Below are 16,300 nucleotides of genomic sequence, written 5' to 3'. Positions count from 1 at the left end.
CGCCGTCAAGGCGACGGCCCCTGCAGAAAAATCGTCGATAGCGGCGGCAGCGTCAGCGACAGGGAGACGGGCCTGCCGTGGGCGGGTACGGGCTCAGTCGACACCGCGCCATTGACCAGGCCCGAGCCGCCATATTCCCGCGCATCCGTCGTCATCTTCTCGATCCAGACACCGTCGCTGGGCACGCCGATCCTGTAGCCGTAACGTGGCACCGGCGTGAAATTCGACATGACCAGCACCGGTGAAGCGCGATCGGGCGCATACCGCAGCATGCCGAGGACGGAATTGACGGCGTCGTCGGCTGCCGCCCATTCGAAACCCTCGGGATGAAAGTCACCGAACTGCAATGCCGGCTCGTCGCCGTAAAGGCCGTTTAGATCCTTCACCAGCCGCTGAATGCCGACATGCTGAGGCCGGTCCAGCACATCCCAGGTCACCGACCCATCATGGTTCCACTCGCCAGGCTGGGCGATTTCGCTCCCCATGAACAAGAGCTTTTTGCCGGGATGACCCCACATGAAGGCGAGATAGCTGCGCAGATTGGCGAACTTCTGCCATTCGTCGCCCGGCATTTTCGCCAGCAGCGAGCCCTTTCCGTAGACGACCTCGTCATGTGAAATCGGCAGAATGAAGTGTTCGGAATAGGCATAGATCATGCCGAAGGTCATCGTGCCATGGGCGTAACTGCGGTAAATCGGATCCTTCTCGATGTAGCTCAGGCTGTCATGCATCCAGCCCATGTTCCATTTGATGTCGAAGCCCAGCCCCCCCTGCTCCGGCGGCTTTGTCACCCCGGGCCAGGCCGTCGATTCCTCGGCGATCGTCATCGCGTGCGGGCAGCGCTCGTGAATGATGCTGTTCAGGTGTTTGAAGAATTCGACCGCTTCCAGATTCTCGCGACCACCATATTGGTTGGGGATCCATTCGCCCTCGTTGCGGCTATAGTCGCGGTAAAGCATCGAAGCCACGGCATCGACCCGCAAACCGTCGATATGGTAGCGCTCCAGCCATTCCAGCGCGCTGGCAATCAGGAATCCTTTCACCTCTTTGCGGCCGAGATTGTAGATCAGCGTGTTCCAGTCGCGGTGAAAGCCTTCGCGCGGGTCTTCGTGCTCGTAGAGCGCGCTGCCGTCAAAGCGGGCAAGCCCCCAGACGTCTGTAGGAAAATGGGCCGGCACCCAGTCGAGGATGACGCCGAGCCCGGCGCCATGGCACCGGTCGATGAAATAGGCGAAATCCTCAGGCGTCCCATATCGGCCGGTCGGAGCGAACAGGCCAAGCGGCTGATATCCCCAGGAACCGCCGAACGGATGCTCCATGATCGGAAGCATCTCGATATGGGTAAAGCCCATGTCGCTGACATAAGGAACCAGCCGCTGGCTGAGTTCCACCCAGTCGAGCGACCTGTTGCCATCCTTTTGGTCGCGAAGCCAGGAGCCGACGTGCACTTCATAGACGGAGAAGGCGCCCTCCAGTCTGTCTTGCCGGGACCGTCCCTTCATCCAACCGTCATCGGTCCATCGAAACGGCGTCGACGATGCGACAATGGAAGCGGTCGAAGGGGCGGCCTCGCTCGCCCTGGCCACCGGATCGGCCTTCTGCGGCAGGCAAGTCCCTTGTGCATCGACGATCTCGAACTTGTATCTTTCGCCGGGGGCGAGGCGCGGAATAAACAGCTCCCAGACGCCCGCCGACGGTCTCAGCCGCATCGGATTTCGCCGCCCATCCCAGGCATTGAAGTCGCCGACCACCGAGACGCGGCGCGCATTCGGTGCCCAGACGGCGAAACGAACACCCGATATCCCGTCGATCGACATATCAACCGCGCCAAGCGTCCGGCTCAGACTATAATGGGTGCCCTCCGATATCAGATGAAGGTCGAGCTCTCCGAGCAGCAGGCCGAAACTGTAGGGATCCTCGGTGATCTGCACGGCATCCGGCCATGTGATCCGCAGCCGGTATCCCGTCCTCGACGCGGCTGCTGCCGCGAACAGGCCGGACGGATGGGCGATGCTGAACGGCGTCACCACCCGACCGGTCGCTGCCTCGATGAGATCGACAGCTTCCGCTCCGGGCAGATAGGCCCGCACGATCGTCATGCCGCCGGTTTGGTGGGGACCGAGGATCGAAAAAGGATCGCCATGGCGCCCGTCGATCAAGGCCCATAGCGCATCCTGGCCGATGCCCGCCAGAAGTTCCGAGCGCTCAACATTCATGCCGTGACCCCCGCCAGACGCGATACGATTTCGGTAAGGCCAGATAGCGGGATCGGCAGCCATTTCGGCCTGTTGCGAGCCTCATAGGCGATCTCGTAGGCGGCCTTTTCGAGAAGAAAGGCATCGAGAACCCTGCGTCTTTGATCGGGTGGCATGTCAAGCTCCTTCGATACGGAGACCGCCTGCCAGTAGGCATCCAGAAAGGCCTCCTCGGCATTGCGCCCGAAGCGGGCGATCGCCTCGCGGCGGACCTCGTTGTCGTGTTCGATGACCGCGTCATTATCGAGCTGCGCGGTGGCCACGAGGTAGCTCAGCGACCTCAAAAGCCCGGCGACATCGCGCAGCGGGTTTGTCTTGGCGCGGCGCTCGGTCAGATTTTTCGCAGGCTCGCCCTCGAAGTCGATGATGACGGCATCACCCTCGCTGACAAGGATCTGGCCAAGATGGAAGTCGCCATGCGTGCGTGTCATCAGCGTATGGCGGCAGCTTTCCGCCAGCGTCCCGGCGAGCTCTGCGAGTTCGGAGCGGCGCTCGAGAAGCCGGGCCGCCAGCAGGTCGATTGCAGGGTCGGCATTCTGCTCCCGTTCGTCAAGCTTCGACATGGCATAGGCTACCTCGCCGGAAACGGCCTTCTTCATCGCCTCGACCTCTTTGTCGCCTGATACCACCGGGCTGAAGGCCTCGTCCCCGGTCTTCGCAGCGAGCACGACATGCAGCTCTCCGAGCCTGAGGCCGACCATCGCGACGAAGCTGATCAGCGACTGGAAAACGTCGTCGTCTGGTTGGACCGCCGGATCGTTCAGCACCAGTTCGTCGGCCCCGCGGCGCAGATTGTTCAGCATCCAGTTCCAGGCGTCGCCCTGATTGCGGATTGCGCCCTGGACGATGATCAAGGTCGAACGGCGTCCGCTGGAATCGGTATGCGCGACCTCGCCGAGCAGGGGCGCTGTGTGATCATAGCCGGCGCGGGTGAGATAGCGCGTCATCTCCACTTCCGGATGGATGCCCGGGAAGATGTGCCTGATCAGTTTGATCATCGCTACGTCGCCGACGAGCAGCGAGCTGTTGGATTGTTCAGCCGATAGCCAATGCACCGGCAGCTCGTCTGAAATATCGAGACTGTCGAGCTGTTCTGTCCCAAGGAATTCGAGCGTGCCGGTCCGGCCGGTGGTGCGCGAGCGGTCGCGAAGTCCGTGCAGAATGCCGCGCGCCATTGCCTCCACGGCAAATCCATCTGTGAGGAAACCGACGCGTCTACCTTGGCGAATCCTCCCAAGCGCAAGCTGCTGGGCAAGCGCGGAAGGGTGGGCATCGTCCCAGGCGACCGTGAGCGGCAGTTGGTAGGATTCGCTGTGGTTCGGCAGCACGACCTCCAGCTCGCCGAGGACGACGCCGTCGGCGAATGGGATTGGTGTCGCGGAGACCAGTCGGGCGGCCTGAAGCGGCTGGTCCTTTGCCCCGAACCATCGCCGCCTGGAGAGATAGGCGGGCAAGATTTCGCCGCTCAGGATGCGTGCATGGCCCGGTTCGTCCACGAGGTCGAGCAGGCTACGCCGGATGACCATCGTCAACAGATCAGGAAGCTGTTCGGGCGGTGCGGTGCGCCACGCCGGCGGGTCGGCATCAGCCGTCAGCTGGAACCAGAAGAAACCGTAGGGCGGCAGGGTCAGAAGATAGGTCAACTGGCCGATCGGCGGAAACGGCGACATGCCGGTCAGTTCAATGGGCACGCGCCCCTCGAAGCTCGACAAGTCGAGTTCGACGGCCTGGGGCAGGCGCGAGAGACTTGCAACACAAAGCAATACCTCGCCTTCATACTCCCTGAGATAGGCAAGGATCTTGCGATTTTCCGGTGAAAGAAACCGCAGCGTGCCACGTCCGAAGGCCGGATGCCTGCCGCGCAACGCCAACATTCTGCGCGTCCAGTTGAGCAGCGAATGCGCGTCCGTGCTCTGCGCCTCGACGTTGACGGCCTCGAAACCGTAGAGCGGGTCAGCGACGGGCGGCAGGACGAGACGCGCCGGATCTGCCCTGGAGAAACCGCCATTGCGGTCCGGAGACCATTGCATCGGCGTCCTCACTCCATCCCGGTCGCCGAGATAGATATTGTCGCCCATGCCGATCTCGTCGCCATAATAGATCACCGGCGTTCCCGGCATCGACAGAAGAAGCGCGTTCATCAGCTCGATCCGCCGGCGGTCGCGCTCCATCAACGGCGCTAGGCGCCGCCTTATGCCGAGATTGATGCGGGCACGTTTGTCGGATGCATAGGTCTCCCAGAGATAGTCCCGCTCGGCGTCGGTCACCATTTCAAGCGTCAGCTCGTCGTGGTTGCGAAGGAAGATCGCCCATTGGCAGTTGTCTGGAATCTCCGGCGTCTGGCGCAGGATATCGGTGATCGGAAACCGGTCCTCCTTGGCGATCGCCATATACATGCGCGGCATCAACGGGAAGTGGAAGGCCATGTGGCATTCGTCGCCGTCTCCGAAATATTCGCGCGTGTCCTCCGGCCATTGATTGGCCTCGGCAAGCAGCATCACGCCGGGATGAGTGGCATCGAGCGCGGCACGTATGCGTTTGAGGATCGCGTGGGTTTCCGGCAGGTTTTCGTTGATCGTCCCCTCGCGCTCGACGAGGTAGGGGATCGCGTCGAGACGAAACCCGTCGATGCCGGTTTCCAGCCAGAAGCGCATCACCCTCAGCAATTCCTCCATGACGAGAGGGCTGTCGAAATTGAGGTCGGGTTGATGGGAATAGAAGCGGTGCCAGTAATAGGCGCCGGCGACCGCGTCCCATGTCCAGTTGGATTTTTCCGTATCGATGAAAATAATGCGCGTTTCCGGAAATTTCTGATCGGTATCGGACCAGACATAGAAGTCGCGCTCGGGCGAGCCTGCCGGCGCCTGGCGGGCGCGCTGGAACCAGGGATGCTGATCGGAAGTGTGGTTGATGACGAGCTCGATGATGACGCGGATATTGCGCTGGTGGGCGGCGTCGACGAAAGCCCGGAAATCCTCCACCGTCCCGTAATCGGGGCTGACGCTGCCATAGTCGGCGATGTCGTAGCCGTCGTCTCGACGCGGAGAGGGAAAGAAAGGCAAAAGCCAGATGGCATTGACGCCGAGGGCTGCGATGTGATCGAGCTTCTGGTGCAAGCCGGCAAAGTCGCCGACCCCGTCACCATTGGCGTCGTAGAACGACTTGATGTGCAGCTGGTAGATGATTGCATCCTTGTACCAGAGCGGCTGCGACGCGCTATCTGCATTCATGGTGTCCATTCATGCCTCCGTTGAGCGAATACGCCAGATCGCATAGGGCAGGACCTCAGGATTGAGACTGATGCTCTGCCATTTGCCGGTCCACTTGAAACGATGCCCGCCGATCAGATCTTCGACATCCAGCGTGCCGCCGTCGCCCAGCGACCACTGCCAGAGCGGCAGCTCGACGTCGCTCTGCTGGAAATTGTGGGGATCGAGGCTGATGGCGATCAGCAGGACATTGTCGCGGGCACGGCTCGCCTTCTCGAAAAACAGGATATTGTCATTTCGCGCATTCAGCAGCGTCAGCCCGAGATGCGAATGCAGCGCGGTGTTTTCGTTGCGGATGCGATTGAGCGTCCTGATTTCGGCGATGATATTGCCCGGCCGATCGTAGTCCCAGGCGCGGATTTCGTATTTCTCGCTGTCGGCATACTCCTTGCGCTTGGCATCGGGACGCCCCTCGCAAAGTTCGAAACCGTTATAAACGCCCCACAATCCCGACAGGGTAGCGGCAAGTGCTGCGCGGATCAGAAAGGCCGGGCGCGGCGCGTTCTGCAGGAAATCCGGATTGATATCATGCGTGTTGACGAAGAAATGCGGGCGGAAGAATTCCTTCGGCGCCGTCTCGGTCAGCTCCCGCATATATTGCTCGAGCTCCCACTTGGCATTGCGCCAGGTGAAGTAGGTATAGGATTGGGAGAAGCCGATCTTTGCCAGGCGGTACATCACCTTCGGCTTGGTGAAGGCTTCCGACAGGAAGACGACGTCGGGATGACGGCCCCTGATATCGCCGATCAGCCATTCCCAGAACGGAAATGGCTTTGTGTGCGGATTGTCGACGCGAAACAGCTTGACGCCCTGGTCCACCCAAAGCTGGACGACATCCCTGAGCTCCACCCATAATGAAGGCAGCGCGTCTTTCGTGTAGAAATCGACGTTGACGATGTCCTCGTATTTCTTGGGTGGGTTTTCAGCATATTTGATCGTGCCGTCGGGGCGCCAGTCGAACCAGCCGGGATGCTCCTTCAGCCAGGGGTGATCCGGCGACGCCTGGATCGCGAGGTCGAGAGCAATCTCCAGGCCATGCCGGCCGGCTTCCTCGACCAGCCGGCGGAAATCCTCGAACTCGCCGAGCTCGGGATGGATGGCGTCATGGCCGCCGTCCTCGGAGCCGATGGCATAGGGACTTCCGGGGTCGCCCGGCGCAGCTTTCAGGGTGTTGTTGCGACCTTTCCGGTTGGTCGAGCCGATCGGATGAATCGGTGGGAAATAAAGCACGTCGAAGCCCATGTCGCGGATGGCGGGCAGTCGCGGGATGACGTCGTCGAAGGTGCCGTGCCGGTCCGGATCGCCGCTCTGCGAGCGCGGGAAGATCTGGTACCAGCTGGCAAAGGCGGCCTCCTTGCGTTCGGCATCGACGGCGCTTGCCGTCGAGCGAAGCCGAAACGGCCTGTTGTCCGCCTTGTTCATCAATTCGGATGTTCCGGCATCGAGCAGTATCGCCGTGCGCTCGGTATCGGACGCCCCTTCGAGACTATCACCAAGGGCCTTCAATTCGGCATTGAGCGTTGCGCCGGCATGCACCTCAGCCGAGCGGATGAGGTTCAATCCCTCCTGGAGTTCGAGCTTCAGGTCCAGCCTGGCATCGTTCTTCTTTGTCAACTCGTAGCGAAAGATCGCAAACGGGTTCTTCCATGCCTCGACGGCAAACTCATAGCGTCCGATGCGCTCCAGCAGGAATTCGGCGCGCCAGCGGTCGTTTTCGACCAGCTGCATCTCCGTCTCGTTCCAGTCCGCCGCATCGAGCGGCCGCCAGAGCAGGACCACGGCGATCGGGTCGTGGCCGTCGGCGAATATATCGGCCTCGACGGTGAGGATGTCGCCGACCACCCGTTTGACAGGAAAGCGCCCGTCGTCGACCCGCGGCAGGATATTTTCGATGGCGAGTCGGGGTGAAGCTATCGCCTGCGCGACGTCGAGGATTGGCCGCGATGTGATCGGCGCCGGCGCCTTGCCTTCGACGACAAGGGTCTCCCCTGCCCGCAGCCGCAGAACCGTGCCGTCGGCTGCGACGGGAAGGAAACCGGAGCCCGCTTCGCGCAGTGCTGTTACCGGAGCGGGCGCACTTTTGCGAAGGTCCCTGTTGAGCAGGATGAACCGCACATTTTCGGCGCTGCGAGGGTCTTCCGCCGCCGATTGCAGCAGCGCCGAGACCGGTCCGTTGGCGTTGCGGATGAGCCGAAGCGATGAGGCAAGTGCATGGGGTTCCTTGCCGATCTCGGTGTTCGCAAGGCGAATTTCGGAGGAGATATCGAAAGCCAGATCATGGCGCAGTCCCCGCAAACCCGTTCCATTCCCATGGGTCGGATCGAGCGGCGTGGCTGCGCCATATTCGAAGCCCATCGGAACCATCAGGCCGCCGCCGAGCGAGGCGGCAAGGCGTAGCGCCCTAACGGCGCGCCGTTCGAGGATTTCGCGGCTCTCGGTTCCGTGGGCGATACGCCTGCCGAAGGGCGGTTCCGGAAAAGCGATCTGCCAGCCGAGCGGCTTCTGGACCCGGTGTTCTTCGATGAACCATCTCTCGTCGAAATCCCACCAGGCCATCGATGAAAAACATCCATCGAAGCCTGTATTCTTGACCGCGTCCCTCACGCCGAAATCAGTGCCGGGCGTCCAGGCAAGGAATTGCGCGTCCGTCTTCTCGCGCACCGCCGAAATCAGCGATTTGAAAACCGCCGGCCCAATGCGATCGATCCCCAGGGCCCGATAGCCGGAGAGGCCAAGACCGGCCAGCCCCCGCAGCCGTTCTGTCCATTCTTCCAACAGCCGGGATTGAGACTCCGCCTCCATCGCAGTCATCGGCTCTGCCGGATCCAATGGCGAGCGTCTCGGATCGACAGGGTGAAAGCCCACCTTGAGATCCCGGGCCTTGCCGTCGAGCATCAGGTCCATCATCAAGGCGACGCCGCTCTTACGGGCGGCCTCCGCTAGGCGTCCCACCCCATTTTCGACCGCGCTTCCGAGCGACAGTTGCGGATCAAGGCGCTTCAGATCCTGGGAGGCAAAGATGCTGCGCTCCCCGCCCCGGTCGAAGAGAGGTGCCGTCAGCACGCGGTCGAAACCGGTATCCGCCGCATGGTCGAAAACCTCGCGCCATGCATCGATACCCTGAAGAAGGAGTGGATTGACATAATAGATCCGGGGTGGGGTGCTCAACACACCCTGGTTTGGAGAGAATGACATCGGCCGCCGCTCGAGTTTGCTTTGAAGGCAAACTTCTGTTGCCGGAGGTTGTTCCACCGAAAGTTCCAGTGACGATGCACCAGACATCGCCGGCTGCACTCGCGCAGGATCGATGGGACGCGCTCCATTCGCGCAACAAAGGCGCCGCTTCCGCAGATGGGCCTTGAAGTTTCGTGCCGTCTTTGGATAGTCTTCCGCTTCCCGGAAGGGTGAGCCATGGCGGCTCACGGCACGCCATTGCTTCGATCGACACTCCTTAGCGCCGCCCTGTCGGCTTGCGCGCTGTGCCTCGCTTCCTGGAGCATCGAGACCGATCGCTCCACTGAGCACACCCACCCATGGCCTGTTCGAAATCCGCGAGGAGGCCAAGCGCTTCATTGCGCACGAGAACGCCAAGGGGCATCCGCAATGGGACGTGCTGGAGCCGAACCTGAAGACGCTGGTTCCCCGATGTGCAGTCCCGCTCGAAACACGGTGGACGCCGAGGAGTAATGGCCGCTCGAAATTGAGCGTGATGGTCACATGCACTGCCGCGGTGCCGAACACCGTGATGAGACGTTGGAATGTCCATGTTCCGGTAGAGCGGAAGCCAATTCAGGCGGGAAGCTCGGCACCCTCTGAAAGAGCAGGCGCCCGAACGGGACTTGATGTATCCGAATGAAATCACTGCGATTGCAATAGAGGCGACCAGACATGAATCCATCGGTGGAGTTGTGTTCATATCCCGAACTCGATGATCGTATCGTGATCGTCAGGGCGGGGGACGAAGTTGATGCCGTGTTCGTCCGGACCGAGAGGTTCAATGTGCTGATCGATACGCTCGGAACGCCCGAACTCTGCATGGCCGCACTGAACCTGCTCGAGGCACAGACGAACGCTCGTCCGCTGATCGTCGTCAATTCGCACATGGATTGGGATCATTTCTGGGGAAATGCCGCCATTGCCGGGCGCGCGCCCATTATCGCGAATGCCGCCGCGCTCGACCGTTTGCGCGCCCCTTCCGCACGCGAGGTCCTGAGGGACAAGGCGAGCCAGGAGTCGAGGTTTCGGAACCTCGACCTTATCGGTCCCGATATCACCTTCTCCGCCTCTATGACCCTCAACGGCGGCGATCTGACGCTGGAGCTCATTCATACAGCGGGACACACGCCCGACCATATCGCCGTATGGATTCCGGAACTTCGCGTCTGCCTGGCCGTCGACGCAGTGGAATACCCGATCCCCGAAGTCTGGAGCAAAAATGCAGGCGACCTTCGCTTGATTCGTTCCTCGCTCGAGCGGATCCGTGACCTCAATGCAAGACTGGTCATCCCTGCGCACGGCCGGACGCACTCCCCTTCGGCGGTGGATGACAACCTCGCCTATTTCCAAGCCTTGGCCGATCGGGTCGGCAGTATGAGCGAGAGCCAGTTGGCGGACCCGCAACTCGGCAGTTCAAGCGGCCTGCGGTTGGAAGACTTCGTCCTCATCCCCGACGGAATGGCTTCCGACACGGCGGCATTCTATCGGCAGTGCCATGAGACAAACCTTGGCGCGACGGTTCAGGCCCATCTCGAAAAACTGAAATTCGCCTAGAGAGACTTCAGGAGGCCAAAAATGGAACCATTGGAGGGCGGACGAGCCGGGCAGATCTGGCGTGACGGCAACACCGTGATCAGGCCTTCCGGCGCATGGACGCCGACGGTGCACCGGTTTTTGCGCCATCTCAGGAGCAGAGGCTTTCTGGGAGCGCCGGATCTTGTGGAGATAGCCGGGAACCAGGAAGTCGTCAGTTATGTCAGCGGGCGCGTCTGCGAAGATTTGGGCGACCGGTTTGTCGGATCGGAGCGCATGCTGCTTTCCGCAGCCAAGCTCCTGCGCGATTTTCATTCGGCATCTCAAGGGTTTCTCGAATCGGACCGCGAGATCCAGACATGGATGCTGCCGCCGCGGGAACCGTGCGAGATCGTATGCCATGGAGATTATGCGCCCTACAACATTGCTACGGCAGACGATGAGGCTGTCGGGATCATCGATTTCGATACAGCCCATCCGGCACCGCGCTTATGGGATCTGGCCTATTCGGTTTACCGCTGGGCGCCGCTTTCCGATCCCGCCAATCCGCACGTGACCTTCGGCCTCGACGATCAGTTGCGCCGGGCGGAAATCTTCTGCACGGCATATGGGGCGACAGGGGAAGACCGGCTCCAGCTCCCCGAGATGATCTGCCGGCGGCTTCAGGCGCTCGTCGATTTCATGCTGGTAAATGCCGTGGCCGGAGATGAGACATTCGTGGAGGACGCGGCTGCAGGAGACGCCCGGCTGTATTTGAGCGATATCGACTATATCAGAAGGCATCGGGATCGACTGCTAAACGCCCTGTGCTGACGCGCCTTTGCCAAGCAGGATGTCCGTCTGCCGCATACCCGCCCCCTGCGTCACATATCTAGAGGATGTCGCGCAATGTGCGGCGGTTTTGCGATAATGACATGCGCAATAACAAAGACCTAAAGCGCGAAGAGCGAATCTGAAAGGTCGCGACGCGCTTTAGAGCCACTTCTTCCGACGGAAGAAACCGAAGAGGCCCAGGCACAAGGTGACGATGACGCCGAGTACGACGAAATAGCCGTACTGGGTTTTCAGTTCCGGCATATCGCTGAAGTTCATCCCGTAGATACCGGCGATCGCGGTGGGAACGGCGAGGATTGCCGCCCAGGCGGCGAGCTTGCGGGCGATCGCCGTCTGCTCCGTCTGGCCGATCATCACGCTGGCCTCGAAGGCGAAGGCAAGGACCTCGCGCAACGCATCGATATCTTCCTGAACCCGGCGCACGTGATCGGTCACATCGCGAAACAGCGACTGCAGCGTCGGGTCCATGCCGGGTAGATCGATGTGCTCGTACCGCCGGCAGACGTCCACGAGCGGCACCACGGCATTGCGCAGCCGCAGCAGCTTGCGCCGCAGCAGGTAAAGCCGCTCGATGTCGGACTTTTCCAGCTGTTCGCGCAGCACCAGATCCTCGAGCTTCTCGACCTCCTCCTGCACAACCTCGATGACAGGCATGTAGTTGTCGACGATGAAATCGAGGATGGAATAGAGAATATAATTCTCGCCGTGGGCCAGTGCTGCCGGCGTGGCCTCGCACCGCTGCCGCACCGCCAGATAGGAAGACGAATCCCCGTGGCGAACGGAGACGACATAACCGCGACCGACAAACAAATGCGTTTCGCCGAAGATGATTTCGTCATCCTTCATATGGGCGGTCCGGGCGACGATGAACATCGCGTCCCCGTAAATCTCCAGCTTCGGGCGCTGGTGCGGCTGTGCCGCGTCCTCGATCGCCAAGGCATGGAGATTAAACTCGGCCTGGACCTGATGCAGCAGCACTTCATCCGGCTCGTGCAGGCCGATCCAGACGATGGCATTCTCCCGGCTTCGCCACTCGCCGGCCTCTTCTATCCTGATGTCGCGAATGCGTTGCCCATGCTGGTAAACGGCGGCAGCCACGACGCCGGGCCGTTCATACGGAGGCGATGTGGAACCGCCACCTTCTCGCGCGAGAGCACTATCCAGATCCTTCAGACGTTCCAAATCCTGCCGTCCTCCATTCCGCGCGGATCACATATCCGCAGCCAGCCCCTCCGCCGGTCAGGCGCTCGACCGATCATAATGCTATTTCGTAAAACATGCATCACCGCGTCGGCGCGGGGGTCTAATCGGGTTAACATGCCGCGAGGCGGCATCACGTGTCTGTGGAAATATCGTCCCCAATCCTGGTCCATGTAACCAATCAGCCAGTTGAGGGCGTAGTGGCGTTGCTGCCCTCTCGTAGCGGTAAATGAGGTCGGCAGCGTCGAGCAGCTCTTTGTGCGGGCGCAGCTTGGCACGGCGCATCAGTCCGTCCGTCCCCAGTTCACGCAGCGTGTTCGCAATCGAAGGCGACAGCGGCTTTCCGGAAAACTGGTAAACGACGTTTTTACATACGGAACAAATCGTTAAATTTTTTTCGATACAAAAGTCCTTGGGCCAATCCGGTACGAAGCCGGACGTTCGATGGGGACTTTCAATGCGTCGTCCAAACATAAAATCGAGTTTGCTGTTGATTTTCACCGGCATAGCTCTTCTTTTCGGGCTTGTCGCCTATCTCGCAGTCGACGGTCTTCAAAAGACGAACGGCTCCACCGAAGAAATTGCGACCAACTGGCTACCGAGCGTGCAGGCGTCGCAGGCGATCAATCTCGCCATGACGAATTTGCGCCTCGCCTACCGCGATCACATCATCGCGCAGTCGGATGCAGAAAAGAAAACGCGCGAAGACGCCATCAAAGTCGCCGAAGATTCGGTTGGCAAATCGGTAGACGCCTATCTTTCGCTGGCGTCATCCGACCACGAGCGCGAATTGATCAAGACGATAAAGGAGAGCGTTGGTGGCTATATCACCAGCAGCTCGCAACTGCTCGTCCTTTCCCGGGCCAACAAGACCGAAGAAGCCGGGCAATATCTGGGGGGCGAGATGCGCTCCTATTCGGATAAGCTCAAGGAAGCCACGGCAGCCCTGGTCGAACTGAACGTCAGCGGCAGCAACAAGGCCGCCGAACTCAGCAAGGAGGCCTTCGCCTCGATAGAATTCGAACTGTTTGCCGCGATCGGCTTTGCCGGATTGCTCGTTCTCGGCGCCGTCGTCTTCGTGCTGGCCGGCATTGCCAATCCGGTTACCGGCATCACCGCCGCGATGCGGCGGCTGGCCGAGGGAGATACCGGATCGGTGATTCCGTATGCCGACCGCGCCGACGAAATCGGATCGATGGCGGGAGCAGTGGAAATCTTCCGCCAGGCCGCGATCACCAACAAGCGGATGGCAATCGAAGCCGACGAAAACCGCAACAGGGCGGAGGCCGATCGTCTTGCCGCCCAGCAGCAGGCGGAAGCTGACGCCTCGGAGCGGCTACGCATCGCTACCTCGGGTCTTGCCGCCGGTTTGAAACGGCTTGCAGGAGGCGATCTCGCCTTCCAGCTCAACGAGACCTTCGCGCCCGACTTCGAGGCGCTTCGCCATGATTTCAACCAGTCCGTCACCCAGCTCGGCGCGACTCTGAGAGCAATTTCCGACAGCATCGGCACGATCGACGGAGGCACGCGGGAAATTTCCTCCGGGGCAAGCGATCTTGCAAAGCGCACGGAGCAACAGGCGGCTTCGCTCGAAGAGACGGCCGCCGCACTGGAGGAGATCACGGCGAACGTGTCAAACTCCAGCAAGCGAACCGAAGAGACGCGCACGGTGGCCACGGAGGCAAATCGCAGCGCCGGGGTCTCCGCGGAGGTCGTTTCCCACGCCGAAGAGGCTATGGAACGCATCGAAACCTCGTCACAGCAGATTTCCAACATCATCAGCGTCATCGACGAAATCGCGTTCCAGACCAACCTTCTTGCGTTGAATGCCGGCGTGGAAGCGGCAAGAGCCGGCGAGGCCGGCAAGGGCTTCGCCGTCGTCGCACAGGAAGTGCGCGAACTTGCCCAGCGTTCGGCAAGTGCTGCCAAGGAAATCAAGGGCCTGATCCAGAACTCCTCGAAGGAGGTGGAAGGCGGGGTCAAGCTGGTGCGCGATACCGGCCAGGCCTTGAAGACCATCGGCGGCTTCATCACCCAGATCAATCACCATATGGATTCGATCGCCACCTCTGCGAAAGAGCAGTCCATCGGACTCAGCGAAGTCAACGTCGCGGTCAACCGGATGGACCAGACCACGCAGCAGAACGCCACCATGGTGCAACAGTCGACTGCGGCATCCGATTCGCTCGCGCAGGAAGCCCAGAAGCTTCGCGAACTCATCGCCCAGTTCAGGCTCGACGATGCGGTCAGTCAGTCCTCGGCCCTTCGTTCGACGGCGAGAACGATGGCGCAGCCCACGGCCCGTCCGGCCATGCATGCGGTTGCCGCTCGGCGCTGAAACAGGCCGCAGCAGGAAATCCGACATGAAAGGCGCCCGGCAATTGCCGGGCGCCTTTCATTCTGTCAGGACGCGAAGGCCGGATTACGCCGCGCGCCCATTCTCAACACGAAGTAGATCGCTCCGCCGATGGCGACGCCGAAGAACCAACCGTAGGTTCCCCACCAGTCCGGAAGGATGGTGGTGAAGGTCGGCAGGATCGAGGAGAACAGCACGCCCACCGCAAATGCGATGAAGGCATTGCCGTGCCATCCGCTCTGGAACCGGAACTCGCCATTCTCGTGATAGAGCGCCTCGACGTTCAGCTGGCTTCTCCGGATGAGATAGTAATCCACCATCATGATGCCGAAGATCGGCCCCATCGTCGATCCGATGAAATTGACGAAATGCGCAGCACCCGTCTCCCATGGAGCAAACGGGTACAACACGAGGGCGATCAGGGCGGCGATATATCCCCCGCGTTTGAAGTTGATCTGGCGTGGGAAGACATTGGAAAAGTCGAAGGCCGGCGACACGAAATTCGCCACGACGTTGATGCCGAGCGTTGCGATCGCGAATGTCAGCGCGGCCAGCAGCGCCAGGAACCAGCTGTCGAATTTCGCCGATATCTGTTCCGGATGCAGCAGCACCTCTCCGTAGACGGTGAAGGCGGCGGTGGTCGTCACGCCTGCGACGAGGCAGAACGCCAGGAGGTTGATCGGAAGCCCCCAAAGATTGCCCTTTTTGAGCGCCTTTTCGCTCGTTGCGTAGCGCGAAAAATCGCAGAAATTCAGGTAGAGCGCTGCGAAATAAGTGATCCAGGTGGCGGCTACGGCAGCAAGGGCTGCAATCGAACCAGGCTCGCCTGGCACGCCCGCATCCTTGGTCTTTTCGATCAGCACATCGCGCGGGATTTCGGACCCGAAGGAGAAAGTGCCTGACTTGACGACCAGATAGACCGCGAGCATCAACATCATGATCCAGACGGCCGGACCGGCCCAATCCTGGAACTTGCGAACCGTTTCCATCCCACGCTGAATGATCAGCAACTGAAGACTCCAGACGATGACGTAGCAAATGACCTCAAGCGTCGAGTGGCCGAGCAGGTGGCTGTTCTGGTGAAAGGCGAGCAGGCTCTCGTTACGGATCAGCAAGGCAACGATGGCGCCGGATGCGGCGGCAGTCTGCGCCCCATACCAGAAGCAGGCGACCACCGCCCGGACCAATGCCGGAACATTCGCCCCGAATGTGCCGAAGGAGGCGCGCGCCAGAACCGGAAAGGGGACGCCGGTGCGCACGCCGGCATTGCCGACCAGGCTCATCAGGCAGAAGATGACCAGAGATCCGAGACCGATGGCGATGACGAAATTGACGAAGCTGCCGCACAGCAGGAACAGGCTCGCCGCCAGATAGTAGCCCCATAGGCTATGGACGTCTGATGTCCAGACGTTAAAGATGCTGAATGCACCCCATTTACGCTCCTCGGCGGGTGCAAGATCCTCGTTGTATAACGAGGGAGACGGATTTCGTACGCTCATGAATGCCCTCCCATATCCTTGAGGCCAAATCGACCACAGGCGGAAGTCTGCTCTTCATTTGTGCAGCTGACAATTTAATAGTCACATTATGCACATCTCTTGACGATGCCTCAGGATTAGCCAGAGGCGCGGCTCTTA

At 60.7% G+C, this 16,300-nt stretch carries 8 protein-coding genes and 1 pseudogene; 3 read left to right on the top strand and 6 right to left on the bottom strand.

Features of this window, described 5'->3' with window-relative positions:
• Positions 1-5: 5 nt before the first annotated feature.
• From glgB to AC2444_RS27300, 3 genes are read right to left on the bottom strand one after another with little or no spacing between them, the layout of a single operon-like run.
• Positions 6-2,216 (bottom strand): 1,4-alpha-glucan branching protein GlgB, encoded by a 2,211-nt coding sequence (gene glgB, locus AC2444_RS27310; RefSeq protein WP_128449808.1) that lies wholly within the window; start codon positions 2,214-2,216, stop codon positions 6-8.
• Positions 2,213-5,494: a maltose alpha-D-glucosyltransferase gene (gene treS / locus AC2444_RS27305; protein ID WP_128449809.1), complete on the bottom strand. Its 3,282-nt coding sequence runs from the start codon at positions 5,492-5,494 to the stop codon at positions 2,213-2,215. The genes glgB and treS overlap by 4 nt, the downstream gene beginning before the upstream one ends.
• On the bottom strand, positions 5,495-8,719 hold the full coding sequence (locus tag AC2444_RS27300) for an alpha-1,4-glucan--maltose-1-phosphate maltosyltransferase (RefSeq protein ID WP_128449810.1): 3,225 nt from the start codon (positions 8,717-8,719) through the stop codon (positions 5,495-5,497). It lies immediately after the preceding gene.
• Between the two features lie 693 nt (positions 8,720-9,412).
• Between AC2444_RS27300 and AC2444_RS27295 the strand changes: the two genes are divergently transcribed.
• Positions 9,413-10,294 (top strand): MBL fold metallo-hydrolase, encoded by an 882-nt coding sequence (locus AC2444_RS27295; RefSeq protein WP_128449811.1) that lies wholly within the window; start codon positions 9,413-9,415, stop codon positions 10,292-10,294.
• 21 nt (positions 10,295-10,315) lie between these two features.
• Entirely contained in the window at positions 10,316-11,086 is a 771-nt protein-coding gene (locus AC2444_RS27290) for a phosphotransferase (protein WP_128449812.1), read from the top strand.
• A 159-nt stretch (positions 11,087-11,245) separates the two neighbouring features.
• On the opposite strand, the gene AC2444_RS27285 is transcribed toward AC2444_RS27290, so the two are convergent.
• Together AC2444_RS27285 and AC2444_RS27280 are read right to left on the bottom strand one after the other, a co-directional pair.
• Positions 11,246-12,289 (bottom strand): magnesium and cobalt transport protein CorA, encoded by a 1,044-nt coding sequence (locus AC2444_RS27285; RefSeq protein WP_003562777.1) that lies wholly within the window; start codon positions 12,287-12,289, stop codon positions 11,246-11,248.
• Positions 12,290-12,440: 151 nt separating this feature from the next.
• A pseudogene (locus AC2444_RS27280) lies at positions 12,441-12,637 on the bottom strand (DUF4272 domain-containing protein); the annotation flags it as partial.
• Between the two features lie 127 nt (positions 12,638-12,764).
• Between AC2444_RS27280 and AC2444_RS27275 the strand changes: the two are divergent.
• Positions 12,765-14,645, top strand: coding sequence for a HAMP domain-containing methyl-accepting chemotaxis protein (locus AC2444_RS27275; protein WP_017996338.1), 1,881 nt, complete (start codon positions 12,765-12,767; stop codon positions 14,643-14,645).
• Positions 14,646-14,710: 65 nt separating this feature from the next.
• On the opposite strand, the gene AC2444_RS27270 is transcribed toward AC2444_RS27275, so the two are convergent.
• Complete coding sequence (locus AC2444_RS27270) at positions 14,711-16,162, bottom strand: NCS1 family nucleobase:cation symporter-1 (RefSeq protein WP_012755452.1); 1,452 nt, start codon at positions 16,160-16,162, stop codon at positions 14,711-14,713.
• Positions 16,163-16,300 lie beyond the last annotated feature (138 nt).

The sequence above is a fragment of the Rhizobium sp. WSM1328 genome (assembly GCF_057653715.1).
Note: the sequence above shows the minus strand (reverse complement) of the source record. Positions and strands in the feature narration are given on the sequence as shown.

Excerpts from the sequence above, each read along its gene's own strand:
- treS (WP_128449809.1), bottom strand. The coding sequence starts at position 5,494 with ATGGACACCATGAATGCAGATAGCGCGTCGCAGCCGCTCTGGTACAAG.
- AC2444_RS27270 (WP_012755452.1), bottom strand. The coding sequence starts at position 16,162 with ATGAGCGTACGAAATCCGTCTCCCTCGTTATACAACGAGGATCTTGCA.
- AC2444_RS27295 (WP_128449811.1), top strand. The coding sequence starts at position 9,413 with ATGAATCCATCGGTGGAGTTGTGTTCATATCCCGAACTCGATGATCGT.
- AC2444_RS27300 (WP_128449810.1), bottom strand. The coding sequence starts at position 8,719 with ATGTCATTCTCTCCAAACCAGGGTGTGTTGAGCACCCCACCCCGGATC.
- glgB (WP_128449808.1), bottom strand. The coding sequence starts at position 2,216 with ATGAATGTTGAGCGCTCGGAACTTCTGGCGGGCATCGGCCAGGATGCG.
- AC2444_RS27275 (WP_017996338.1), top strand. The coding sequence starts at position 12,765 with ATGCGTCGTCCAAACATAAAATCGAGTTTGCTGTTGATTTTCACCGGC.
- AC2444_RS27290 (WP_128449812.1), top strand. The coding sequence starts at position 10,316 with ATGGAACCATTGGAGGGCGGACGAGCCGGGCAGATCTGGCGTGACGGC.